The organism is Streptomyces sp. PL-29, assembly GCF_058344425.1.
In genome coordinates this window covers 5856678-5881853 of sequence record NZ_CP136996.1, presented here as the reverse complement: position 1 = coordinate 5881853, position 25176 = coordinate 5856678, and the positions used below count along the sequence as shown (strand labels likewise).

20 protein-coding genes are annotated in these 25176 nt (G+C 71.8%); 12 read left to right on the top strand and 8 right to left on the bottom strand.

What is annotated here, in order from left to right:
* The first annotated feature begins 312 nt into the window (after positions 1 to 312).
* The 10 genes from ccrA to R4Z63_RS26900 all read left to right on the top strand — a co-directional run bounded on the left by ccrA (position 313) and on the right by R4Z63_RS26900 (position 10938).
* Positions 313 to 1650 carry a crotonyl-CoA carboxylase/reductase gene (ccrA, locus tag R4Z63_RS26945; RefSeq protein WP_037915821.1) on the top strand — a complete coding sequence of 446 codons (1338 nt, stop codon included), beginning with the start codon at positions 313 to 315 and terminating at the stop codon, positions 1648 to 1650.
* A 31-nt stretch (positions 1651 to 1681) separates the two neighbouring features.
* Complete coding sequence (locus tag R4Z63_RS26940; RefSeq protein ID WP_384446816.1) at positions 1682 to 3760, top strand: protein meaA; 2079 nt, start codon at positions 1682 to 1684, stop codon at positions 3758 to 3760.
* Positions 3757 to 4731 (top strand): HpcH/HpaI aldolase/citrate lyase family protein, encoded by a 975-nt coding sequence (locus R4Z63_RS26935; RefSeq protein WP_037915816.1) that lies wholly within the window; start codon positions 3757 to 3759, stop codon positions 4729 to 4731. Before R4Z63_RS26940 ends, R4Z63_RS26935 begins: the two co-directional genes overlap by 4 nt.
* A gap of 15 nt (positions 4732 to 4746) precedes the next feature.
* The gene (locus R4Z63_RS26930; RefSeq protein WP_037915814.1) at positions 4747 to 5259 is read left to right on the top strand and encodes a MaoC family dehydratase; all 513 of its coding nucleotides are present in this window, start codon (positions 4747 to 4749) and stop codon (positions 5257 to 5259) included.
* Between the two features lie 2 nt (positions 5260 to 5261).
* Positions 5262 to 6467: an acyl-CoA dehydrogenase family protein gene (locus R4Z63_RS26925; protein WP_384446819.1), complete on the top strand. Its 1206-nt coding sequence runs from the start codon at positions 5262 to 5264 to the stop codon at positions 6465 to 6467.
* Positions 6468 to 6653: 186 nt separating this feature from the next.
* Complete coding sequence (locus R4Z63_RS26920) at positions 6654 to 7310, top strand: phosphatidylserine decarboxylase (RefSeq protein ID WP_384446821.1); 657 nt, start codon at positions 6654 to 6656, stop codon at positions 7308 to 7310.
* 64 nt (positions 7311 to 7374) lie between these two features.
* Positions 7375 to 8157: a CDP-diacylglycerol--serine O-phosphatidyltransferase gene (gene pssA / locus R4Z63_RS26915; RefSeq protein WP_370466674.1), complete on the top strand. Its 783-nt coding sequence runs from the start codon at positions 7375 to 7377 to the stop codon at positions 8155 to 8157.
* A gap of 224 nt (positions 8158 to 8381) precedes the next feature.
* Positions 8382 to 9866: an AlkA N-terminal domain-containing protein gene (locus R4Z63_RS26910; protein ID WP_384446823.1), complete on the top strand. Its 1485-nt coding sequence runs from the start codon at positions 8382 to 8384 to the stop codon at positions 9864 to 9866.
* A gap of 12 nt (positions 9867 to 9878) precedes the next feature.
* Positions 9879 to 10394, top strand: coding sequence for a methylated-DNA--[protein]-cysteine S-methyltransferase (locus R4Z63_RS26905; RefSeq protein ID WP_384446825.1), 516 nt, complete (start codon positions 9879 to 9881; stop codon positions 10392 to 10394).
* Between the two features lie 154 nt (positions 10395 to 10548).
* On the top strand, positions 10549 to 10938 hold the full coding sequence (locus R4Z63_RS26900) for an SHOCT domain-containing protein (protein ID WP_037915799.1): 390 nt from the start codon (positions 10549 to 10551) through the stop codon (positions 10936 to 10938).
* Between the two features lie 7 nt (positions 10939 to 10945).
* On the opposite strand, the gene R4Z63_RS26895 is transcribed toward R4Z63_RS26900, so the two are convergent.
* The 3 genes from R4Z63_RS26895 to R4Z63_RS26885 are packed head-to-tail and all read right to left on the bottom strand — an operon-like array spanning position 10946 to position 13690.
* The gene (locus tag R4Z63_RS26895) at positions 10946 to 11374 is read right to left on the bottom strand and encodes a hypothetical protein (protein ID WP_037915797.1); all 429 of its coding nucleotides are present in this window, start codon (positions 11372 to 11374) and stop codon (positions 10946 to 10948) included.
* A gap of 48 nt (positions 11375 to 11422) precedes the next feature.
* A complete protein-coding gene (locus R4Z63_RS26890) occupies positions 11423 to 11923 on the bottom strand; it encodes an NUDIX domain-containing protein (RefSeq protein ID WP_037915795.1) in 501 nt (166 codons plus the stop codon).
* Between the two features lie 27 nt (positions 11924 to 11950).
* Positions 11951 to 13690: a BCCT family transporter gene (locus R4Z63_RS26885; protein ID WP_037915792.1), complete on the bottom strand. Its 1740-nt coding sequence runs from the start codon at positions 13688 to 13690 to the stop codon at positions 11951 to 11953.
* Between the two features lie 142 nt (positions 13691 to 13832).
* Between R4Z63_RS26885 and R4Z63_RS26880 the strand changes: the two genes are divergently transcribed.
* Both R4Z63_RS26880 and R4Z63_RS26875 read left to right on the top strand, forming a co-directional pair.
* On the top strand, positions 13833 to 14981 hold the full coding sequence (locus tag R4Z63_RS26880) for a glycerate kinase (RefSeq protein WP_037915790.1): 1149 nt from the start codon (positions 13833 to 13835) through the stop codon (positions 14979 to 14981).
* Positions 14982 to 15210: 229 nt separating this feature from the next.
* Positions 15211 to 17994, top strand: coding sequence for a SpoIIE family protein phosphatase (locus tag R4Z63_RS26875; RefSeq protein ID WP_384446829.1), 2784 nt, complete (start codon positions 15211 to 15213; stop codon positions 17992 to 17994).
* Positions 17995 to 18010: 16 nt separating this feature from the next.
* On the opposite strand, the gene R4Z63_RS26870 is transcribed toward R4Z63_RS26875, so the two are convergent.
* The 5 genes from R4Z63_RS26870 to R4Z63_RS26850 all read right to left on the bottom strand — a co-directional run bounded on the left by R4Z63_RS26870 (position 18011) and on the right by R4Z63_RS26850 (position 25105).
* On the bottom strand, positions 18011 to 20092 hold the full coding sequence (locus R4Z63_RS26870; RefSeq protein WP_384446831.1) for a SpoIIE family protein phosphatase: 2082 nt from the start codon (positions 20090 to 20092) through the stop codon (positions 18011 to 18013).
* Between the two features lie 174 nt (positions 20093 to 20266).
* The gene (locus R4Z63_RS26865; RefSeq protein WP_063890537.1) at positions 20267 to 21640 is read right to left on the bottom strand and encodes an MBL fold metallo-hydrolase; all 1374 of its coding nucleotides are present in this window, start codon (positions 21638 to 21640) and stop codon (positions 20267 to 20269) included.
* Positions 21637 to 22746, bottom strand: coding sequence for a molybdopterin-dependent oxidoreductase (locus R4Z63_RS26860; protein ID WP_384446833.1), 1110 nt, complete (start codon positions 22744 to 22746; stop codon positions 21637 to 21639). Before R4Z63_RS26860 ends, R4Z63_RS26865 begins: the two co-directional genes overlap by 4 nt.
* A 171-nt stretch (positions 22747 to 22917) precedes the next feature.
* Positions 22918 to 24129 carry an amino acid aminotransferase gene (locus R4Z63_RS26855; RefSeq protein WP_037915787.1) on the bottom strand — a complete coding sequence of 404 codons (1212 nt, stop codon included), beginning with the start codon at positions 24127 to 24129 and terminating at the stop codon, positions 22918 to 22920.
* Entirely contained in the window at positions 24122 to 25105 is a 984-nt protein-coding gene (locus R4Z63_RS26850) for a DMT family transporter (RefSeq protein WP_384446835.1), read from the bottom strand. The genes R4Z63_RS26855 and R4Z63_RS26850 overlap by 8 nt, the downstream gene beginning before the upstream one ends.
* Positions 25106 to 25176: the final 71 nt, after the last annotated feature.

Sequence of the window (25176 nt, the reverse complement as noted above, 5' to 3'; positions counted from 1 at the left end):
CTACTCGGCGGTAACTTTGATCGATCATCGCTCATCTGCGCAGGTCAATAGGCAAATGAGAGAAAGTTTTGGCACGCGGTGCCTTGCCGGGTGACACGGGGTGCCATACGTTGAATCTCGTCCGGATGTCCCCGCGACCCACGCCCACACGGCACGGAACGCGCCCCGGACGCCTGCGTCACCAGGCACCCGCACGCCCCACCACGGGCGGCGCCCAGCACCACAGCACAGCCGGACCGACGGCACACCGCACCCGCTCCACGCACCCGTTCACCTCAGCGCACCCTCATCAGCGCTAGCCGGAGGCTCACCGTGAAGGACATCCTGGACGCGATTCAGTCGCAGTCCGCCACCGCCGCAGACTTCGCCGCCCTGCCGCTCCCCGACTCCTACCGCGCGATCACCGTGCACAAGGACGAGGCGGAGATGTTCGCCGGGCTCACCACCCGCGAGAAGGACCCGCGCAAGTCCCTGCACCTGGACCACGTCCCGCTCCCCGAGCTGGGCCCGGGCGAGGCCCTGGTGGCCGTCATGGCCTCCTCGGTCAACTACAACTCCGTGTGGACCTCGATCTTCGAGCCCGTCTCCACCTTCAGCTTCCTGGAGCGCTACGGGCGCCTGTCGGAGCTCACCAAGCGCCACGACCTCCCCTACCACGTCATCGGCTCCGACCTCGCGGGCGTCGTCCTGCGCACCGGCCCCGGTGTCAACGCCTGGAACCCGGGCGACGAGGTCGTCGCCCACTGCCTCTCCGTCGAGCTGGAGTCCTCCGACGGCCACAACGACACGATGCTCGACCCCGAGCAGCGCATCTGGGGCTTCGAGACCAACTTCGGCGGCCTGGCCGAGATCGCGCTCGTCAAGTCCAACCAGCTGATGCCGAAGCCCGACCACCTGAGCTGGGAGGAGGCCGCCGCCCCCGGCCTGGTCAACTCCACCGCCTACCGCCAGCTGGTCTCCCAAAACGGCGCCGGCATGAAGCAGGGCGACAACGTCCTGATCTGGGGCGCCAGCGGCGGCCTCGGCTCCTACGCCACCCAGTTCGCGCTGGCCGGCGGCGCCAACCCGATCTGCGTGGTCTCCTCCCCCGAGAAGGCCGACATCTGCCGGTCCATGGGCGCCACCGCGGTCATCGACCGCAACGCCGAGGGCTACACGTTCTGGAAGGACGAGCACACCCAGGACCCGCGCGAGTGGAAGCGCTTCGGCTCCAAGATCCGTGAGCTGACCGGTGGCGAGGACATCGACATCGTCTTCGAGCACCCGGGCCGCGAGACCTTCGGCGCGAGCGTTTACGTCACCCGCAAGGGCGGCACCATCACCACCTGCGCCTCGACCTCGGGCTACATGCACCAGTACGACAACCGCTACCTGTGGATGTCGCTGAAGCGCATCGTCGGCTCGCACTTCGCCAACTACCGCGAGGCGTGGGAGGCCAACCGCCTGATCGCCAAGGGCAAGATCCACCCCACTCTCTCCAAGGTCTACTCCCTGGAGGAGACCGGCCAGGCCGCCTACGACGTCCACCGCAACCTCCACCAGGGCAAGGTCGGCGTCCTCGCGCTCGCCCCCGAGGAGGGCCTCGGCGTCCGCGACCACGAGATGCGCGCCCAGCACCTGGACGCCATCAACCGCTTCCGCAACGTCTGAGTCCGTTCAAAGGCCTAAGGGACAGCCTGAGATGACAGAGCGCCAGAAGGACCGTCCGTGGCTCATGCGGACGTACGCCGGCCACTCCACGGCCGAGGCGTCCAACGAGCTGTACCGCCGCAACCTCGCCAAGGGCCAGACCGGCCTGTCGGTCGCGTTCGACCTGCCGACGCAGACCGGCTACGACCCCGACCACATCCTCGCCCGCGGCGAGGTGGGCCGGGTCGGGGTCCCGGTCTCCCATCTGGGCGACATGAGGCGGCTGTTCCAGGACATACCCCTGGAGCAGATGAACACCTCGATGACGATCAACGCCACCGCCATGTGGCTGCTGGCGCTCTACCAGGTGGCCGCCGAGGAGCAGGGCGCGGACATCTCCCAGCTCCAGGGCACCACCCAGAACGACATCGTCAAGGAGTACCTCTCGCGCGGGACGCACGTCTTCCCGCCGGGGCCGTCCCTGCGGCTGACGACCGACATGATCGCGTACACGGTCAACCACATCCCGAAGTGGAACCCGATCAACATCTGCAGCTACCACCTGCAGGAGGCCGGGGCCACCCCGGTCCAGGAGATCTCGTACGCGATGTCCACGGCGATCGCCGTCCTCGACTCGGTGCGCGACTCCGGGCAGGTTCCCGAGGAGCGCTTCGGCGAGGTGGTCGCCCGCATTTCCTTCTTCGTGAACGCGGGCGTCCGCTTCATCGAGGAAATGTGCAAGATGCGCGCCTTCGGGCGCATCTGGGACAAGGTCACCCAGGAGCGCTACGGCATCGAGAACGCCAAGCAGCGCCGCTTCCGCTACGGCGTCCAGGTCAACTCCCTCGGACTCACCGAAGCGCAGCCGGAGAACAACGTGCAGCGCATCGTGCTGGAGATGCTCGCGGTCACCCTCTCCAAGGACGCCCGCGCCCGCGCGGTACAGCTGCCCGCCTGGAACGAGGCGCTGGGCCTGCCCCGGCCCTGGGACCAGCAGTGGTCGCTGCGCATCCAGCAGGTCCTGGCACACGAGAGCGACCTGCTGGAGTACGACGACATCTTCGCCGGATCCCACGTCATCGAAGCCAAAGTCGACTCCCTGGTCGCCGACTGCCTGGCCGAGATCGACCGGATCCAGGAGATGGGCGGCGCCATGGCCGCCGTCGAGTCCGGCTACCTGAAGTCCCAGCTGGTCTCCTCGCACGCCGAGCGGCGGGCGCGGATCGAGGCCGGCGAGGACAAGATCGTCGGCGTGAACTGCTTCGAGCAGACCGAACCGAACCCGCTGACGGCCGACCTGGACGGCGCCATCATGACGGTGGACGGAGCCGTGGAGGCCTTCACCGTCGAGCGGATCGGCCGCTGGCGGTCCGAGCGGCAGGAGTCCTCGGACCGCCAGGGCAACGGCGACCCGTTCGTCTTCCCCACCGTGGGGCAGGCTCTGGACCGGCTCAAGGAGGCCGCCGCCGGAACCGAGAACCTGATGGAGGCCACCCTGGAGTGCGCCCGGGCCGGTGTCACCACCGGCGAGTGGGCGGGCGCGCTGCGCGAGGTGTTCGGCGAGTTCCGCGCCCCGACCGGCGTCTCCTCGGCCCCGGTCGCCGTCGCCGCCGAACCGGGCACGCCGATGCACGAGGTCCGCGAGAAGGTGGCCCGCACCGCCGACGACCTCGGCTCGGGCCGGCTGCGCCTGCTGGTGGGCAAGCCCGGCCTGGACGGACACTCCAACGGGGCGGAGCAGATCGCCGTCCGCGCCCGCGACGCCGGCTTCGAGGTGGTCTACCAGGGCATCCGGCTGACGCCGGAGGAGATCTCCTCCGCCGCGCTGGCCGAGGACGTGCACTGCGTGGGACTGTCCATCCTGTCCGGATCGCACAGCGCCCTGGTGCCGGACGTCCTGGAACGGCTGCGCACCGCGGGGGCGGGTGACATCCCCGTCATCGTCGGAGGCATCATTCCCAACGCCGACGCCGCCGCGCTCAGGGCCGCGGGGGTGGCCGCCGTCTTCACGCCGAAGGACTTCGGCATCACGGAGATCATCGGCCGTATCGTCGACGAGATCCGCAAGGCCAACAAGCTCGACCCACTCGACAACGCCGCCATCATTGCAAGCACGGAGGTCCCCGCATGACCACGCCAGTCCACCCGGTCAACCGCCTTCGCCCGCGCCGCTCCTGCCTCGCGGTGCCCGGCTCGAACCCGCGGTTCCTGGAGAAGGCCCAGGGGCTGCCGGCCGACCAGGTCTTCCTGGACCTGGAGGACGCCTGCGCCCCGCTCGCCAAGGAAGGCGCCCGCCACACCATCGTGGACGCGCTGAACAACGGCGACTGGACCGGCAAGACCCGCGTCGTGCGCGTCAACGACTGGACCACCCACTGGACCTACCGCGACGTCATCACGGTCGTCGAGGGCGCCGGCCAGAACCTCGACTGCATCATGCTGCCGAAGGTCCAGGACGCCCAGCAGGTCGTGGCCCTCGATCTCCTCCTGACCCAGATCGAGAAGACGATGGGCTTCGAGGTCGGCAAGATCGGCATCGAGGCGCAGATCGAGAACGCCAAGGGCCTGGTGAACGTCGACGAGATCGCCGCCGCCTCGCCCCGGCTGGAGACCATCATCTTCGGCCCGGCCGACTTCATGGCCTCCATCAACATGAAGTCCCTGGTCGTGGGCATGCAGCCGCCCGGCTACCCGGCGGACGCCTACCACTACATCCTCATGCGCATCCTGATGGCGGCCCGGACGCACAACCTCCAGGCGATCGACGGCCCCTTCCTCCAGATCCGCGACGTGGACGCCTACCGCGAGGTGGCGGGCCGGGCAGCGGCGCTGGGCTTCGACGGCAAGTGGGTGCTGCACCCCGGCCAGGTCGACGCGGCCAACGAGGTCTTCTCCCCCTCCCAGGAGGACTACGACCACGCCGAGCTGATCCTCGACGCGTACGACTGGTGCACGTCGGAGGCCGGCGGCAAGAAGGGCTCGGCGATGCTCGGCGACGAGATGATCGACGAGGCCAGCCGCAAGATGGCCCTGGTCATCGCGGGCAAGGGCCGGGCGGCCGGCATGCAGCGCACCACCAAGTTCGAGATTCCCACCGGCTGACAAGGACAGACCACCATGCAGTTCGGACGCACGTACGAGGAGTTCGAGGTCGGGGCTGTCTACAAGCACTGGCCCGGGAAGACGGTCACGGAGTACGACGACCACCTCTTCTGCCTCCTGACCATGAACCACCACCCGCTCCACATGGACGCGAACTACGCCGAGAACACCACCGACTTCGGCAAGAACGTCGTCGTGGGCAACTACATCTACTCGCTGCTGCTCGGCATGTCCGTGCCGGACGTCTCCGGGAAGGCCATCGCCAACCTGGAGATCGAGTCCCTGCGGCACGTGGCGCCGACCTTCCACGGCGACACGATCTACGGCGAGACCACGGTCCTCGACAAGACGCCGTCGAAGTCGAAGAACGACCGCGGCATCGTCTACGTGGAGACCAAGGGCTACAAGCAGGACGGCACCCTCGTCTGCGTCTTCCGGCGCAAGGTGATGGTCCCGACCGAGACCTACATCAAGGAGCGCGGCGGCGAGCAGCCCGGCCGCCCCCGGCCGAAGACCCAGGAGAAGTAGCCATGGCCCGACTCGCCCAGACCGCCGGGCTGACCGACGTCCAGCGGGAGATCCTCAAGACCGTCCGCGAGTTCGTCGACAAGGAGATCATCCCGGTCGCCACCGAGCTGGAGCACCGCGACGAGTACCCGCAGCAGATCGTCGACGGCCTCAAGGAGCTCGGCCTCTTCGGGCTGATGATCCCGGAGGAGTACGGCGGCCTGGGTGAGTCGCTCCTCACCTACGCGCTGTGCGTCGAGGAGATCGCGCGCGGCTGGATGTCCATCTCGGGCATCATCAACACGCACTTCATCGTGGCGTACATGCTCAAGCAGCACGGCACGCAGGAGCAGAAGGACCACTTCCTCCCGCGCATGGCGCTGGGCGAGGTGCGCGGCGCCTTCTCGATGTCGGAGCCGGCGCTCGGCTCCGACGTGTCGGCCATCACGTCCAAGGCGGTGAAGGACGGCGACGAGTACGTCCTGAACGGCCAGAAGATGTGGCTGACGAACGGCGGCAGCTCCACCCTGGTGGCCGTTCTCGTCCGGAGTGACGAAGGACACCCCGAGGGCACCGCGCCGCACAAGTCGATGACGACCTTCCTCGTCGAGAAGGAGCCCGGCTTCGGTGAGGTCCGTCCCGGCCTGACCATCCCCGGCAAGATCGACAAGATGGGCTACAAGGGCGTCGACACGACCGAGCTCATCATGGACGGACTGCGCATTCCGGCCAATCGCGTCCTCGGCGGCCAGACGGGCCGAGGGTTTTACCAAATGATGGACGGCGTCGAGGTCGGCCGCGTCAACGTGGCGGCGCGTGGCTGCGGCGTCGCTCAGCGTGCTTTCGAACTCGGCGTCTCATATGCCCAGCAGCGTCACACTTTCGGCAAGGCGATCGCCGAACACCAGGCCATCCAGTTCAAGCTGGCCGAGATGGCTACCAAGGTCGAAGCCGCTCATGCGATGATGGTGAATGCAGCACGCAAAAAGGACTCCGGGGAACGAAACGACCTCGAAGCAGGGATGGCGAAGTACCTCGCCTCCGAGTACTGCAAGGAGGTGGTGGAGGACGCCTTCCGGATCCACGGCGGATACGGATTCTCGAAGGAGTACGAGATCGAGCGCCTCTACCGCGAGGCTCCGATGCTGCTGATCGGTGAAGGTACCGCCGAGATCCAGAAAATGATCATCGGGCGACGCCTGCTCGAGGAGTACCGACTCCAGGGCTGAAAGTCCCTTTTGCGACGGATCCTCCCAGGGTCCGTCGCAGCAAGGTCACTACCAGTCACTGGCCGACGGCCATCGACTCGGCTTCTGGCTTGCCCAGTTGTTGCGCGCAACCGATAGCATTCCAGTAAAGCCGCCGTCCCGTCCCCCTGTTTGCGGCGCGGCAATCACCCGCTACGAAGGTCATCCATGCCCCACAGCCAAACCTCTGCAGCCCGCGACAGCCGACTCGGCGTACGTCTCGCCCGCGGAGCATCGCCGTGGCTTCTGCCGACCGTCGCCACCGCGGCGCTCAGCCTCACCCGGGCCCGCAAGTCCGGGCGCTGGGCAGCCGCGGCCGTGCCCGCAACCGCGCTCGCCGCGGGCATGCTGTGGTTCTTCCGTGACCCGGAGCGCGAGATCGCTCAGGGCCGTGTCATCTCGCCCGCCGACGGTGTGGTGCAGAGCATCATGCCGTGGAAGGACGGACGGACCCGGGTCGCGATCTTCATGAGCCCGCTCAACGTCCACGTCAACCGCGCGCCCCTGGCGGGCACGGTGACGTCCGTGGAGCACGTCCCCGGCGGATTCGTCCCGGCCTTCAACAAGGAGAGCGAGAACAACGAGCGCGTTGTCTGGCACTTCGACACCGAGCTCGGTGACATCGAGATGGTGCAGATCGCCGGCGCCGTCGCCCGCCGCATCGTCCCGTACCTGCCGGCCGGCACCAAGGTGGAGCAGGGCGAACGCATCGGTCTGATCCGCTTCGGCTCCCGCGTCGACATCTACCTCCCGGAGGGCGTCGAGGTCGCGGTCGAGGTCGGTCAGGCCACCACCGCGGGGGTGACACGAATTGACCGTGACTGACCCTGAGACTCCGGCCACCGGCTGGGTGCCCGAGTCCGCCGAGGAGGAGTCCGCCGAGGACGACATGCCGCTCTCGCTGCGGCTGTCGATAGCGGACACGCTCACCCTCGGCAACGCCACGTGCGGATTCATGGCGGTGTACTTCACCACCACCGGAATCCTCATCCCGCACCTCACCGGGAGCGGCGAGACGGGCATGGCCCGCAACAGCGCCGCCACTGCCGTGATACTGATGCTGCTCGCCGCGGTCTTCGACCTCTTCGACGGCATCGTGGCCCGCAAGCTGCGCAGCTCGCCGATGGGTGCCGAGCTGGACAACCTGTCCGACCTGATCAGCTTCGGTCTCGCCCCCGCCTACTTCGTCCTCGTCTACGGCATGGTCGCCGTCGACGCGGACCAGAAGGTGTCGGCGCTGGCCGCGATCGTGGTGCTGCTCGCCGTGGTGCTCCGCCTGGCGAGATTCAGCTGCGTGACGATGAAGGACGGCATGTTCCAGGGCATGCCGAGCCCCTTCGGCGCGCTGACGGTCGTCTCGATCGTGCTGCTGGAGCTCCCGTTCATCCCGACACTGCTGGCGATCGTCGGGGTGGCGTGGCTGATGGTGAGCCGGGTCGAGTACCCCAAGCCGCGGGGTGTCCTCGCGGTGGCGATGCTCTGCTGGATCATCAGTGCGATGGGCCTGCTGGCGGCCTGGGCGTTCGACGCGCCGGGCGGCCAGATGCTGCTCCAGACCGGCTGTGCGCTGCAGATCGCCATGGCCGCGACCATTCCGCTGTTCGCGACGACGCGGAGGGCCAACACCTTCCGCCACAACCGCCGCGAGGCACGAGCGACGTCGCTGCGCTAGCGCAGTCGCTGCGCCGGCCGTACGTGGAAGGCCCCGGATGCCACCGCATCCGGGGCCTTCTTGCGTGTCCGCCGAGCAGCCATACATCACGCCTACCCCGGACAGCCCCCGCCCCGCCACCGGCCACGGCCCCGCCCCGCCCCCGCCGGGCCGCCCCGGCCAGGGTTAGCCTTGATGTCGGAAAACCGCCAGCCGCCGGGGATCTCGCCCCAGATCCTGGAGCCATGCACACCGACACCGAGCGCTGCGTAAGGGCCGTGCAGTCGAAGGATGCCCGCTTCGACGGCTGGTTCTTCACCGCCGTCCTGACCACCCGGATCTACTGCCGGCCCAGTTGCCCCGCCGTACCTCCGAAGGTCGAGAACATGACCTTCCTGCCCAGTGCCGCCGCCTGCCAGCAGGCCGGGTTCCGTGCCTGCAAGCGCTGCCGGCCCGACACCAGCCCCGGCTCCCCCGAGTGGAACGCCCGTGCGGACGCCGTGGCCCGGGCGATGCGGCTGATCCAGGACGGGGTCGTCGACCGCGAGGGCGTCCCGGGCCTGGCCGCCCGCCTCGGCTACTCCACCCGCCAGGTGGAGCGGCAGCTCAACGCCGAGCTCGGTGCCGGCCCCCTCGCCCTGGCCAGGGCGCAGCGCGCCCAGACCGCCCGGCTGCTCATCGAGACCTCCGAGCTGCCGATGGGCGACGTGGCCTTCGCCGCCGGCTTCTCCTCCATCCGCACCTTCAACGACACCGTCCGGGAGGTCTTCGCCCTCTCACCGAGCGAGCTGCGGGAGCGGTCGGTGAAGGCCGGCCGGAAGAAGGACGCTGCGCCGCGGATCCCCGGGACGATCAGCCTGCGGCTGCCGTTCCGGGCTCCCCTGAACCCCGACAACCTCTTCGGGCACCTGGCCGCGACGGCCGTCCCCGGTGTCGAGGAGTGGCGCGACGGCGCCTATCGCCGCACCCTGCGCCTGCCCCACGGCACCGGTGTCGTGGCCCTCACCCCGCAGCCCGACCACATCGGCTGCCGCCTGGCCCTCACCGACCTGCGCGACCTGACGATCGCCATCAGCCGCTGCCGATGGATGCTCGACCTCGACGCCGATCCCGAGGCGGTCGACGAGCAGCTGCGCTCCGACCCGCTGCTGGCCCCGCTCGTGGACAAGGCCCCGGGGCGCCGGGTCCCCCGCACGGTCGACGCGGCGGAGTTCGCCGTCCGGGCCGTACTGGGCCAGCAGGTGTCCACAGCCGCCGCCCGCACGCACGCCGCCCGGCTGGTCACGGCGTACGGGGAGCGCGTCGAGGACCCGCTGGGCGGGCTGAGCCACCTCTTCCCGTCGCCGCAGGCACTGGCCGGGCTCGACTCCGAGTCACTGGCCCTGCCGCGCAGCCGGCGGGCCACGCTCACCACCCTGGTCGCGGCGCTGGCCGACGGTTCCCTGCCGCTCGGCATCGACAGCGACTGGGAGGCGGCCCGCGCCCGGCTGTCGGCGCTGCCCGGCTTCGGCCCGTGGACCACCGAGGTGATCGCGATGCGGGCACTCGGTGACCCGGACGCCTTCCTGCCGTCCGATCTGGGCGTCCGCCGGGCGGCACAGGGGCTCGGGCTGCCGTCCACGCCCTCCGCGCTGACGGCTCGGGCCGCCGGATGGCGGCCCTGGCGCGCGTACGCCGTCCAGTACCTGTGGGCCACGGACGCCCACCCCATCAACCACCTGCCGGTCTGAGGAGCAGCAGTCATGCGGGACACCGTGAACAGCCGAAAGCAGCACACCGTCGTCGAAAGCCCGTACGGGCCGCTCACCCTGGTCGCCGCGGACGGCGTCTTGAGCGGCCTCTACATGACGGGGCAGCGTCACCGGCCGGCCGAGGAGTCGTTCGGGGAGCGGGTGGCGGCCACCGAGGAGCCCTTTCCCGAAGTGGCGCGCCAGCTGGCCGCGTACTTCGCCGGGGAGCTGACCGAGTTCGACCTCCCGCTCCGACTGGAGGGCACCGCGTTCCAGCGCAGTGTCTGGGACCAGCTCGTGCGGATCCCGTACGGCGAGACGTGGTCGTACGGGGAGCTCGCGGCGAAGCTGGGCAAGCCGAACGCCTCGCGGGCGGTCGGCCTGGCCAACGGGAAGAACCCGGTCGGCATCATCGTCCCGTGCCACCGGGTGATCGGCGCCTCCGGCAGCATGACGGGCTACGGCGGCGGCGTCGAGCGCAAGGTGCGGCTGCTGGCCTTCGAGGCGGGTCAGGGCCTGACGTCGTAGCGGACATTGACGTCGTGAACGGCGGTTCCGACTCGTCGCAGGGCGCGCGGGCGGGGCGGAAGTCACTCCAAGAGGCCCGACGGCAGATCGTTCCGCATGCGGACATACCGAAGCGCCTGTATGAAGGGAATACCGCTACACGATCGGAGCCGGCATGGACGACTACCCGCTTCTGAACCTCTTCTGGACGATGCTGTGGCTGTTCCTGTGGATCATGTGGTTCTTCCTGCTCTTCAAGATCATCACGGACATCTTCCGCGACCACACCCTGAGCGGGTGGGGCAAGGCGGGATGGCTGATCTTCGTGCTGATCCTGCCGTTCCTCGGCGTGTTCGTGTATCTCATCGCCCGCGGCAAGAGCATGGCCGAGCGGGACACCAAGCAGATGCAGGAGAACGAGGCGGCCTTCAAGCAGTACGTCCAGCAGGCCGCCGGCCCCGGTGGCGGTTCGGCGGACGAGCTGCACAAGCTCTCCGCGCTCAAGGACAAGGGCGACATCACCCAGGAGGAGTTCGACCGCGCCAAGGCCAAGCTGTTGGCCTGACCCCGGGTCAGACCACCAGGAGCGGGACGAGCAGTGCGAAGGCGGCGTCGGCCTCGACGGCGTAGCCGTAGAGCGAGGGGTGCTGCACGGGGGCGGCGAGGAGCACCACGCTCTGCTGGGTGGCGGCCGCCGCCACCCAGTCGGCGTCGGCGCCGAGGCCGCCCTCGTACCAGCCCTCGCAGGCGCCGGGGCCGGTGACGGCGAGGAAGTCGTCCTCGCGCCGGTAGAGGGCCCGCCAGTCGGCAGCGGGCGAGGACCAGGCCTCGAAGTCGGCGAACCGGGCCCAGCCGCCCTCGCGTATCGCGGTGTCGAAGAGCCACACCGGCGTCCCGTCGGGGGTGACCTCGCCACCGGCCTGCTGGTCCGTCGTGAAGTGGACCATCGGCAGGGCGTCCGGCCCGTCGGCCGTGCTGGGCCAGGCGTACATCGTGATCATCTTCAGATTCTGTCCTGGTCGAGGTTGTCGAGGTGAGCGGGGCGGCGCCTACGAGGCGACCGGGGGCCGGCCGTCCTCCAGCTCCGCAGCGCCGTCACCCGACCGGAGCACCCGGTACGCCTCCTCGGTGCGCCGGCCGAGCGATCCGGGCAGGTAGGACGTGAGTTCGGCCGGATCGACCAGCCGCCACGAGATCAGCTCCTCCTCCTGGAGCCTGATCGAGGCCAGCTGGGCCTCGTCGAGCACGCCCCCGTCGTAGAGGTAGGCGACAAGCGGCGGGCGGCCGGGGCCGAACGTCCAGTCCACGGCGAGGAGTCGACCGAGGGGGACGTCGATGCCGATCTCCTCGGCGCTCTCCCGGCGGGCGGCGACGCGCGGCGACTCGCCCTGATCCGACTCGATGGTGCCGCCCGGCAGGGCCCAACCCTCGCGGTAGTTGGGCTCGACGAGCAGCACCCGGCCCTCGGCGTCCCGGTAGAGGGCGGCCGCACCGGCCAGCACCCGGGGCAGGCTCGCGATGTACGTGGCGAAGTCATCCGTGGTGGTCACCCGGCCACCCTACCGAGGGGCCGCCCGTCAGACTCCCGGCCCCGGTCCCGCACCGGGGCCGTCCTCCGGGCCCCCGCCCCGGGACTGCGCGACACGGCGCAGGCGGAAGTGGCGGTGGTGGCCGCCGCTGCCCTGCTCGCTGACGGCGTCGCCGACCATGGCCCGGACCGCGTCCCGTACGCCGTGCAGGGGATGGTGGCGGGCGGGACCCGCACCGGGGTCCTCCCGGACCTCCTTGAGCAGCGCCCAGCAGAGCAGCAGCATGACGACGACGAAGGGCAGCGCGACCAGGATGGTGGCGGTCTGCAGGGATTTCAGGCCGCCGGCGACGAGGAGCACGGCGGCCACGGCGGCCATCAGGACGCCCCAGGTGACGACGAGCCAGGTGGGCGGGTGGAGGGAGCCCCGGCTGGTGAGGGATCCCATGACGAGCGAGGCGGAGTCGGCGCTGGTCACGAAGTAGGTCATGACGAGGGCCATGGCAACCCAGGAGGTGAGCGTGGACAGCGGCAGCGCGTCCAGCATCGCGAAGAGGGAGGCCTCGGTGCCCTCCTTCAGCGCGGCCGCGAAGTCGACGGCCCCGGTGGAGTCGAGGCGGATGGCGGTACCGCCCATCACGCAGAACCAGACGACGGTGGCTCCGCTGGGCACGAGCAGCACGCCGATGAGGAACTCGCGGATGGTGCGGCCCCGTGAGATGCGGGCGATGAAGGTGCCGACGAAGGGTGCCCAGGACAGCCACCACGCCCAGTAGAAGATCGTCCAGGCGCCGAGCCAGGCGCTGTCGGTGAAGGCGCCGGTACGGGTGGCCATGGGCACCAGCTCGCTGAGGTAGCCGCCGACGCTGGAGGGGATGACGTCGAGGATGTAGACGGTGGGCCCGAGCAGGAAGACGAAGAGCATCAGGACGGCGGCGAGCACGATGTTGCTGGTGCTCAGCCACTTCACGCCCTTGTGCAGGCCGGAGAAGGCGGAGATCACGAAGGCCGCCGAGAGCGAGCAGATAATGACCAGCTCGACGGTGGTGGAGTCCTCGATCCCGGTGGTGAGGCTGAGGCCCTTGGAGACCTGGAGCGCGCCGAGGCCGAGGCTGGTGGCGGTGCCGAAGACGGTCGCGAAGACGGCGAGCAGGTCGATGGCCTTGCCGGGGGCGCCGTCGGCCCGCTCCCGGCCGATGAGGGGGACGAAGGCGGAGCTGAGCCGGTTGCCGCGGCCCTTGCGGAAGGTCGCGTAGGCGAGGGCGAGTCCGGCGATGCCGTAAATGGCCCAGGGGGTGAGGGTCCAGTGGAAGAAGGAGTACTCCATGGCCGCGAGGGCGGCCTCGCCGGTGCGCGGGGCTGCTCCGGAGGCGGGGGCCGGGGTGAGGTAGTGGGTCAGCGGCTCCCCCACGCCGTAGAACATCAGGCCGATGCCCATGCCCGCGCTGAACATCATCGCGATCCACGAGAGGTTGGTGAACTCGGGCTCGGAGTCGTCCGCGCCGAGCCGGATCCGGCCGAAGCGGCTGATCGCGAGGACCACGCACATGACGAGGAAGACGTCGGCGGCGATCACGAACAGCCAGGCGAAGTTGTCTAGGACCCAGGTCAGCGCCGTGCTCGACACGGCGTCGAAGGAGTCTCCGGCGAGGGCCGCCCAGGCGACGACGGCCAGCACGGCGATCACGCCGACGGTGACGATGGTGCGGTCGGGGGCGCCGTCCACGGGACTGCCGGGGCTGCCTCCCGGGGTGTCCGGACGTGGCTGTTCCAGTGATTCGGCGCTCATGCGGCCACACTATGCAGGCGAATGTCCCTCTTTAAGCGCATGGCGCGCCGGGTGTGGCCCATGCCACTCATGGGCATAGGAGGATCCTCCGGATAAGCTCATGGCGGCGCGACTGCACTGTTCGATAGCAAGGGATAGCAAGGTGACGGACGGAGCAGTAACTGAGGCCGCGCGCGTGCTCATCGCCGCGGACAAATTCAAGGGCTCGCTCACGGCCGTTCAGGTCGCGGAGCGGGTGACGGCCGGCCTTCGCAGGGCCGTACCGGACGTGGAGGTCGAGACCCTCCCGGTCGCGGACGGCGGCGACGGCACGGTCGCGGCCGCCGTGGCGGCAGGTTTCGAACGCCGGGAGGTACGGGTCACCGGGCCCCTCGGCGAGCAGGTCACGGCCGCCTTCGCGCTGCGCGGAGGCACTGCGGTGGTCGAGATGGCGGAGGCTTCCGGCCTCCAGCTGCTGCCGGCGGGCACCTTCGCGCCGCTGACGGCGACCACGTACGGATCGGGCGAGGTCCTCAAGGCCGCACTGGACGCGGGCGCCCGCTCGATCGTCTTCGGCGTCGGCGGCAGCGCCACCACGGACGGCGGCGCCGGCATGCTGGCGGCCCTCGGTGCGGTGTTCCTGGACGCGAACGGCGAACCGGTCGGTCCGGGCGGCGGCGCGCTGGCCGATCTGGCCTCGGCCGACCTGTCGGGCGTGGACCCGCGCTTCGCGGAGGTCGACTTCGTCCTGGCCAGCGACGTGGACAACCCGCTGACCGGCCCGAAGGGCTGCGCGGCGGTCTACGGTCCGCAGAAGGGCGCCTCGCCGGACGACGTGGCGACGCTGGACGCGGCGCTGGCCCACTACGCGCAGGTACTGGAGAAGTCGATCGGCCCGAAGGCCGCCGAGCTCGCCGCCTCCCCGGGCGCGGGAGGCGCGGGCGGCATCGGCTACGGTGCCCTGCTGCTGGGCGCGAGCTTCCGTCCCGGCATCGAACTGATGCTGGAGGTGCTGGGCTTCGCTCCGGCACTGGAGCGGGCCACGCTCGTCATCACCGGTGAGGGCTCGCTGGACGAACAGACCCTGCACGGCAAGGCCCCGGCGGGGGTCGCGGCGGCCGCGCGCGCCGCGGGCAAGCCGGTCGTGGCGGTCTGCGGGCGGCTGCTGCTGGGGCGGGAAGCCCTCCAGGGGGCGGGCATCCGCAAGGCGTACCCGCTGACGGACCTGGAGCCCGACCCGGCCAAGTCCATTCCGAACGCGGGTCCCCTACTGGAGCAGGTCGCGGCGAACATCGCCGCCGACGTCCTCTGACCCGCCCGGCCCGGAGGCCCGGCCCCCTGCCCGGGGTGCCGGGCCTCGGACGTTGCGCCGGCCGGAGGACCCGCACACGTGCCCGCCGTCCTCCCGGCCGGCCGCGAGGACGGACGGCGAGCGGCCCCGGTCGGCTCCGCCGCCCGGCCACGCCCAAACCCCGCGACAGTGTTAGAAAGGGCTCATGACCGGACGTTTTGGTCGACAGCCGACCGGATGGGGTTCGCGCATGTCCGCGCGCCTGTCCCGGGGGGCGCACAGCGTCGCCGGTCAGGTCTTCGCCCTCCAGGCGGTGATCGTGGTACTGCTGATCACCGCCGCGGCGCTGGCGCTGGTCTTCCAGGCCCGCTACGACAGCCAGCGTGACGCCCGCAACCGCTCGCTGGCCGCCGCCGAGGCGTTCGCACACGCCCCCGGCCTCCCGGAGGCGCTGATGTCCCGGGATCCGACCGCCGCGCTCCAGCCGCTGGCCGAGTCCGCCCGCAAAGCGGCCGGCCTCGACTTCATCGCGGTGATGGACCTCCGCGGGGTCCGCTACACCGATCCGCGGCCCGAGCTGATCGGCCAGCGCGCCTCGGACGTCTCCCGTGCCGCCGCCGGAGAGTCCTTCACCCAGGTCTTCCAGGGCCAGCCGAGTGACGCCGTACGGGCCGTGGTCCCCGTGCGCAACGCGGACGGCACCGTGGTCGGCCTGGTCGGCACCGGCATAGAGGTCGAGAACGTCTCCCACGCGGTGGAGGGGCAGCTCCCCCTCCTGGTGGGCGCCACGGCGGCCGGTCTGCTGCTCGGCACGGCCGGGGCCGCCCTGGTCAGCCGGCGGCTGCTGCGGCAGACCCGGGGTCTGGGCGCCGCCGAGATGACCCGGATGAACGAACACCACGAGGCCGTTCTGCACGCCGTGCGCGAGGGCGTTCTGATCATCGGGAACGACCAGCGGCTCCTCCTGGCCAACGACGAGGCCCGCCGGCTCCTCGACCTCCCCCGGGACGCCGAGGAGCGCCGCGTCGGCGACCTGGGCCTCGACCCCCGCACCACCGAGCTGCTCGCCTCCGGCCGTGTCGTGACCGACCACGTGCACCTGGCGGGCGACCGGCTGCTCGCGGTCAACGTACGGCCCACCATGGCCTACGCGGGCCGGCCGGCCGGCCGCGTGGTGACCCTGCGCGACACGACGGAGCTCGCCTCGGTCTCCGGCCGGGCCGAGGTCGCCCGCAGCCGCCTCCAGCTGCTGTACGACGCGGGCGTGCGGATCGGCACCACGCTGGACGTGGCGCGGACCGCCGAGGAGCTGTCGGAGGTGGCCGTACCGCGCTTCGCCGACTTCGTGACGGTGGAGCTGCTGGAGCCCGTGCTCCGTGGTGACGAGCCCTCCGTCGGCGGCGTGTACACCGAGATGCGCCGCGCGGCCGTCACCGGCGTGCGGACCGACTCGCCGCTCCAGCCGGTCGGTGACCTCATCCGGTTCGAGGTGCCGACGGCTCCGATGGCCGCGGCCCTGGACGCCGGGCACGCAGTGCTGGCGGCCGACCTGAACGCGGCCATGGGCTGGCGGGCCCAGGACTCCCAGGGCACCCGCATGGCCCTCGACTACGGCCTGCACTCGCTGATCTCGGTTCCCCTCCAGGCCCGCGGAGTGGTCCTGGGCATGGCCAACTTCTGGCGCGCCGACACCCCGGAGCCGTTCGACGAGGAGGACCTGTCCTTCGCGGAGGAGCTGGGTACGCGGGCGGCCGTCTCCATCGACAACGCCCGCCGCTTCACCCGCGAGCACGCGATGGCGGTGACCCTCCAGCGCAGCCTGCTGCCCCGGGTCCTGCCCGACCAGAGCGCCGTGGACGTCGCCCACCGCTACCTGCCCGCGACGGCAGGGGTGGGAGGCGACTGGTTCGACGTGATCCAGCTGCCGGGAGCCCGCGTGGCGCTGGTCGTGGGCGACGTCGTCGGGCACGGGGTGCACGCCGCGGCCACCATGGGCCGGCTGCGGACCGCGGTGCACAACTTCTCCACCCTGGACCTACCGCCCGACGAGCTGCTGGGACACCTGGACGAGCTGATCAACCGGATCGACCAGGACGAGACCGGGGAGGGCGGCGGGAACGGGGCTGGGGACCCGGACGGGAACGGCGGCGGGGCCGGCCAGGAGGACGCCGGGCCCGACGGCGCGGCCGAGCCTGCCTCCGCCGTCACCGGTGCCACCTGTCTCTACGCGGTCTACGATCCGGTCTCCGGGCGGTGCCGGATGGCCAGCGCCGGGCATCCCGGCCCCGCGCTGGTCCACCCCGACGGCCGGGTGGAGTTCCCCGAGCTGCCGGCCGGGCTGCCGCTCGGGGTGGGCGGGATGCCCTTCGAGGCGGTCGAGTTCCAGCTGCCCGAGGGGAGCCGGCTCGCACTGTTCACCGACGGCCTGGTCGAGGACCGCGACCGGGACTTCGACACCGGGCTGCGGCTGCTCACCGACGCGCTGTCGCGGCGCGGCCGCACCCCCGACGAGGCCTGCTCGGACGTGCTGGCCACGATGCTCTTCCCGGTGCCCAGCGACGACATCGCCCTGCTGATCGCGGACACCCGGCGGATGGAGGCGGACCGGATCGCCGAATGGGAGGTCCCCGGTGAGCCCTCGGCCGTCTCCCGGGTGCGCAACGCCGGCTCGGCGCAGCTCGTCGAGTGGGGCATGGAGGACAGCGCCTTCGCCGCGGAGCTGATCCTGAGCGAACTGGTCACCAACGCGATCCGTTACGGGAGCGCGCCGGTCGGAGTACGTCTGCTGCGTGACCGGAGCCTGATCTGCGAGGTGTCCGACAGCAGCAACACCTCCCCGCACCTGCGGTACGCGGCCACCACCGACGAGGGCGGACGCGGGCTGTTCCTCGTCGCGCAGTACGCCGAACGGTGGGGCACCCGCTACACCGACCGCGGGAAGGTGATCTGGGCCGAGCTGCCGCTGACCGGGGGCTCGGATCCACAGCCGCCGGAGCCGCCGGATCTGGACGCGCTGGAGGACATGGCCTGGTGAGCCCGGCGGACGGCCGTCAGCCGGCAGGTGGGCGGGGAGACCGGGAGCGGGCCAGGAGCATCGCCACGTCGTCCTCCTGGGCGCACGGGAGCAGCCGCCGCAGGATCTGGTCGCACAGTCCCTCCAGGGGCTGCTCCGCGCCGTGCAGGGCCTGTGCGAGCTGTTCCATGCCCTGGTCGAGGTCGCGGTCCCGGGCCTCGATGAGCCCGTCGGTGTAGAGGACGAGCAGGCTGTCGGGGGCCAGGTGCACCTCCTCGGTACGGAAGTCGCGTCCGCCGACGCCCAGGGGCGTCCCGGGCCGGCCGTGGAGAAAGGTCACCGCCCCGTCGGTGGCGACGACGGCGGGCGGCGGGTGGCCGGCACGGGCGATCACGCAGGCGCCGGACGCCGCGTGGTGGACGGCGTACACGCAGGTCGCCATCTCGTCCTCACCCAGGTCGGCGACGACGGCGTCGAGGGAGCGGAGCAGCTGTGCGGGGGGTACGCCGTGGCGCGCGAGGGTCCGTACGGCGGTGCGCAGCTGCCCCATGACGGCCGCCGCGTGGATGCCGTGGCCCATGACGTCCCCGATGACGAGACCGGTCCGCCCGCCGGGCAGCGGGATGGCGTCGAACCAGTCACCGCCGACGTCGTGGTCGCTGGCGGGCAGGTAGCGGCCGGTGAGTTCGAGGCCGGGGACCTCGGGCAGGGCGCTGTTGGTGAGGCTGCGCTGGAGGGTGAGTGCGGCCTGGCGCTGGCGGGTGTACATGCGGGCGTTGTCGATGTTGAGGGCCGCCCGGGCGACGAGCTCGTCGACCAGGACGCAGTCCTGCTCGTCGAAGGGCTCGCGCTCGCGTGTCCGGGTGACGGTGACGGTGCCCAGGACGGTGCCGCGGGCGACGAGCGGGACCAGGCGGGCCGAGCCGAGGGTGGCCAGGTAGGCCCGCAGGGCGTCGGCCCGCGGGGAGGTGATCAGTGCCGGGATGTCGGAGACGTAGAGGTTCATCGGCCGGCCCGCGGTGATGACCTGCTCGTAGACGGTGCCGGCGGGGATCTGGAAGGTCTGGCCGGCGGCGAGTTGCGCGGTGGGGGCGGTCGGGTCGGGGAACTGCGCCGCCAGGCGGCGCAGGAGGCCGCGGGTGGAGGCCGCGGGTGCCGCGCCTTCGTCGGGGCCGAGGACGGACTCCAGGAGCTGTACGTCGGCGGAGTCCGAGAGCTGCGGGACCAACTGCTGCACGATCTCCTGGGCAGTCTGGCGCAGGTCCAGGGTGGTGCCGATGCGGGTGCCCGCCTCCGCGAGCAGGGCGAGGCGGTGCTGGGCCAGCTCGGCCTCGGCCTGGGCCTGCTGGCTCTCCGTGATGTCGATGAGGGAGGCGATCAGGCCGAGGGGCCGGCCGGAGCCGTCCAGGAGGGGGGCGTAGGAGCAGGACCAGGTGCGGTCGTGCTCGGGGTCGGCGGGGGTCCGGCCGGTGCGGCGGACGTCGACGACGGCGGTGCCCCGGTCGAGCACCTGCCGCATCGTCGCCTCCAGGGCCGCGGCATTGACCCCGGGGACCACTTCGGTGAGGCGTTTGCCGAGGTGCTCGGCGGCGGAGACGCCGTTCATCCGGGCGAGCGCGTCATTGACCCGGAGGAAGCGCAGGTCGGGGCCGAGGGTGGCGAGGCCGATGGGCGACTGGGTGAACAGGCTCTGGAGGGCGGCGAGGGAGTCGCGCATGTGGAGGACCTCGGAGGTCTCCACGGCGATGAGCATGGCCCCCATGCGCCCGGAGGCGTCGACGGCGGGGACGATCCACATCTCCATGACGACCCGGTGGCCGTCGCGGTGGCGTACGGGGAGGGTCCCGACGACGGTCTCGCCCGCCTGGACGCGGCGCGTCAGCTGGTCGGCGAGCTCCTGGTTGGCCTCGGGGACCAGGACGGAGGCTCCCGCGCGGCCGAGGATGTCCTCGGGGCGGTGCCCGAGCAGGTCCTGGGCGGCCAGCGACCACTCGACGACGCGCCCGTCGGCGTCCTCCCGCCACAGGGCGATCGGCAGCAGCTCGCGGAGTACGCCCGCGTAGCCGACAGCCGCCGCCGGCGGGTCCGGCACCTCGCTCGTCGACTGGAAAGTGTCCACACCGACCTCACCCCGGGGGCCCGATTCCTACCGATTCACCCTATCCGAGCGATCGGCGCCGGGCTCTGTGTCCTCCGGAAGGGGCTGGTATGGAGCCCTACCTCCGCGGGAGCGGCGGGAAACCGCGCCGCGGGGCCGTCCGGCCTCCCGACCGCAGGCCCGGGACGCCGTCCGTCACGCATGCGCCAGCAGCTCCTGCACCCCGCCACTGATCACTGCGGTCACCGGGATCCCCGCCCGGTCGACCAGACCCGCCGCGACGGCCGCCCGGCGGCCGCTGCCGCACACCACCCAGATCTCCCGGTCCCGGGGCAGCTCGCCGATCCTGCGGGGCAGTTCGGCGAGGGGCACGGCCAGGGAGCCGGGGATGCCGCCCTCGGGGCGCTCCGGCCGCACGTCGAGCACCCGCCTGCGGTCGAGGTCCCCGACCAGGGCGGCCGCGTCCGCGGTGCGGAAGGCGCGCAGCGGACGGCCGGCCGCCGCCCAGGCGTCGGCACCTCCCGCGAGGTACCCGGCGACATCGTCGTAACCGATCCGCAGGAGCTGGACCATCGCCTCGTGGGCGGCGTCCCCGGCCGGTTCGGGCAGCACGAGGACCAGTCGCGTACCGAAGGGCACGACCTCGCCGACCAGGCTCGCGAAGCGCTCGTCGAGCTCGTCGCAGATCGAGCCGGGCAGGTGGCCCGCGGCGAAGGCCGCCCGGTCGCGCCCGTCGACGATCTGGGCGCCACCGCCGGCGAGCCCCTCGACCATGGCCGGGGTGAGCGGCCGGAGGACGGGCGGGCCGCCGAGGACCTGCGGCCCGTGCCGGTTGACCGGCGCCATGTGGCGGTAGTAGGCGGGGTACGGGGGCAGTCCCGACATCCGTCCCCGGACGAACTCTTCCTCGTCCTGGGCGGTCAGCACGGGGTTGCTGCGCCGCTCCGCGCCGACCGTGCTGGTCCGCTCCCCCGACACCGGGCCGGCCGCGCAGGAACTGCCCGCGCCGTGCGTCGGTAGCACGCGGGTGCCGTCGGGGAGCAGGGCGAGGCGGCGCAGCGTCCGGTACTGGGCCCGGGCGAGTTCCTCCGTACGGCCGCTTCCCGACAGGTCGGTCCGGCCGGCACTACCGACGAGGAGACTGCCTCCGGTGAAGACGGCGGACGGGGCCCGGTCCGTGTCGTCGAAGACCAGGTAGGAGGTGTGCTCGGCGGTGTGACCCGGGGTTTCCACGGCGCGCACGGTCGCGTCGCCGACGCGGATCTCGTCGTCCTCGGCCAGGGGCAGGTGGTCGAAGGCGTACGGGGCGCGGGCCGGCCCGGCGACGGTGGCACCGGTGGCCGCCCGGACCTCCAGCGCGCCCGAGACGTAGTCGTTGTGCACGTGCGTCTCCAGGACGTAACGGATCCGGACCCGCCGGGCGGCGCAGGAGTCCACCACCTCCCAGACGTCCCGCTGCGGGTCGACGAGGGCGGCCTCGTCACCGCTGACGAGCAGGTAGCTGGTGTCCCCCAACGACGGGGTGGCGAGGGCCTCGATCGCCGCCCCGGAACCGTTCACGCGACTCATACGACCACCACCTCGACGGAGGCCACGGGGTTGCAGCCGTAGCCATGGGCGTTCCACGGGGCCTGCAGCGGCTGTGCGACGCCGCGGGCGTCGGTGGCACGGGACAGCAGCCGGTAGGGTCCCGGCTGCTGCGGGGTCCACCGGTAGGTCCAGCCGGTCCAGGCGTAGGGGCCGGCCGGTGGTGAGAGGACGGCTTCGTGCCAGCCCCGGACGTGGTCCGGGTCGCCGGCCTCGTCCTGGTGCTCGGCCCGGACCTCGACCCTGGACACGGGCACCCCGCCGCCCGACCAGGCATGGCCCCGGACCACGACCGCACGGCCCCGGCGCAGGTCCTCGTCCGGGGCCGGCTCGGTGATGAGCGACTTGACCCGCAGGGTCGTCACGGGGCCTTCGGGGGTACCGCGCGCGGCGGTGTAGAGGTATTCCTCGGCCTGGAAGACCCCGCCGAAGGGGGCGGTCACGACCCGCACCCCGACCAGCCACTTCACATCCGCGACGGCGTACCGGCCGGGAACCACGAGGCGGACCGGGGCGCCGTGCTCGGGGGTGAGCGGCTCACCGTTCATGCGGGTGGCGAGGAGGGTGTCCGGGTGGCGGGCCACGCCGAGCGGGAGGCTGCGTTCGAAGGGGGTGCGGCGGCCGTGCACGGTGCCGGAATCCGCTCCGGTGAAGACGACCTCGACGGCCTCCGGGTCGATCCCGGCGCGGTCCGCGAGCAGGCGGAAGGGCACGCCCTCGAAGCGCGCGCAGCCCACCGCCCGCTGGCTCCAGGGCAGGCCGGGCGGGGCGGGCCGCATCAGGCTCCGGCCGTTCCCCGCGCATTCCACGACGACGTCGAGCGCGCGGTGCTCCAGCGCGAGGAGCTCTTCACGGCCAATGGAGAAAGCGGTGGCCACGGCGCCACCGACGTGCAGGCGCCACCGTCCGGCGCCGGTGGGCGGGATGCCGAAGTGGTCGCGTACGAAGAAGGCGGCCACGGGGGTGACGGGCTCGGCCAGCGCGGCCGAGGGGGTCTGGGCGTTGTAGGGGTCGGCCGTGACGGTCTCGGGTGCCCATACGGTGGCGCCGGGCCCTCGGGCGACCCGGAAATCCGGCGCTGCGGTCATGCCCACACCTCCCGCCGGCCTCGTGCGGAGCGCGACGCGAATCGCTTCCAGCGTACGTCCGGCGAGTCGTCCCGGGGCATTCGGGGACCCTCAGGCCGGGTGCGCGCCAAGGGGCGGCGCAGCGCGCGAAGCGCCGACCGCCCCCGCCTGCGGAAGCGCCGGGCAGCGACCTCAGGCCAGTTCGCGCGGGCGAGGTTCGACCGTGTCCAGGACCCCTGCGATCCCCCGGGCCAGGCACGGGATCCGGTGGGCCGGGATGCCGGCGATGTTGATCCGCCCCGAGGTCGTCCCGTAGATGGCGTACTGCCTGCGCAGCCGCAGCATCTGGTGCGGGGTCAGCGCCAGCATCGAGAACATGCCCTTCTGTCGGGCCAGCGAGCGCGCCTGCTCCGTGCAGCCGAGCGCGGTGAGGTGCCCGGCCAGGTCCGCCCGGTTGGCCGTGATCCGGCCGCGCATGACGTCCAGCTCCGCCCGCCAGGAGGCCCGCAGCTCCTCGTCCTGCAGGATCGTGGTCACGACGGCGGCGCCGTGCTCGGGCGGCATCGAGTACAGGGTCCGGGCCGCGTTCTGCAGGGCCGTCTCGGCGTGCCGCACGGCCCGCCCCGAGGTCCCGAGCACCATGGCGCAGCCGACGCGGTCGCTGTAGAGGCCGAAGTTCTTCGAGCAGCTCACGGCGATCAGCATCTCGGGCACCCGGGCCGCCAGCATCCGAGTGGCCAGCAGGTCGCCCTCCAGCCCGTCGCCGAGCCCGTGGTAGGCGAGGTCGACGAAGGGCACCCAGCCGCCGCGCTCGGCCGACTCGGCCAGCGCCTCCCAGTCGTCCAGCAGCGGGTCGACCCCCGAGGGGTTGTGGCAGCACCCCTGGAGCAGGACGACGTCGTCGCGCCCGGCGCCGGCCAGCTCCCGCAGCACTCCGGCCGTGTCGAAGCCGCCCTCGGCGTCCCGCCACCCGTAGGTGCGCACCGTCAGCCCGGCGGCCTCCAGGATGGGCCGGTGGTTGACGTAGGCCGGGTCGCTGATCCACACCGTGGCGCCAGGCCGGGTGCGGTGGATCAGGTCGGCGAGCAGCCGCAGCGCGCCGGAGCCCGCGACGGTCTGGACGGCCGCGGCCCGCTCGACGGGCCCGTCCGGGCCCAGCACCAGGTCCAGCAGGGACCGGTTGAAGGCGGTGTTGCCGGAGAGCCCTCGGTACTCCTTGGACTCCGAGAGCTGCGCCAGCCGTATCTCGGCCTCGCGGACGGCGGCCATGACCGGGGTGGTGCCGGTCTGGTCCCGGTAGACGCCGAGGACCAGGTTCAGGCGTTCGGGCCGCTCGTCGCCGCCGAACTCGTAGGTCAGGTCCCACAGCGGGTCGGTGGGCGGCGTGGGAAGGAGCTCAAGCATCTGCGGGGACCTCGGGTCGGGGGCGGGGGCGGCGGTTGGCGAGGACGACGCCGGCGGTGATCAGGGGGACGCCGGCCAGGACGGCGGCGGTGGGTGATTCGCCGAGCAGGGGGATGGCGAGGAGGACCACCGCGACGGGGCTGAGGCTGCCGACGGCGGAGCTGCGTTCGGCGCCGAGGCGGCGGATCGCGAAGGCGTAGAGCAGGCCCGCGCACAGCCCCACGCCGAGGCCCTGCACGACCAGGAACAGGGCGATGTCTGCACCCGCGGCGTGCGCGATCCCGGTGGGCAGGACGCCGGTCAGGACGAGGAGCCCGATGATCGCGAAGGAGGGCAGGCAGAGCAGTCCGATCGAGCCGACGGGATCGAGGTCCACCTCGCGCAGCCCCACCGTGTAGAGGGCCCACAGGCCGCTCGCGACCAGGAGGATGCCGGAGCCGGCGAGGACGTCCGTGTCCACGGGGACGACGTAGCGCCAGACCAGGGCGATGACACCGGCCGCGATCAGGGCGAGGCCGATCGCCTGGGTGCCCCTGGGCACGCCGTGACCGCGCCGGATCATGATCAGGGACACGAAGAGCGGGACCATGCCGGGGACGATGGACCCGACGAAGGCCGCGGAGGTCAGGGCTCCGCCGTGCATCGCGGCCAGGAAGAAGGGCACCCCGGCACCACAGACGATCTTCAGCGCGGGGCCCGGCCGCACCGCGGCGATGGCGCGGCGGCGCCGCCACAGGGCGGGGAGGAGGAGGACGGGAGGCAGGCCGAACCGCAGCAGGGCCGCATCGGCCGGCAGCAGCGAGGAACCGCTCAGGGCGCGGGCGCTGAGCGCGAACGCGGCCCAGATCGAGACCGTCACCAGCAGGGCCAGCATGCCCTGGGCCTGGGGGGAGAGCCCGCGCCGGCCGGGGTGTCCGGCACGCGGGCCCGCCGCATCGGGAGGCAGGGTCGCCCGGGTGGTGTGCGTCGCGACCAAGGGATCCACTCCAGCCTCTGGAACACGGGCCGGTCCGGCCCGCTCACGGGCAACGCTAGAGCTTTTGCCGG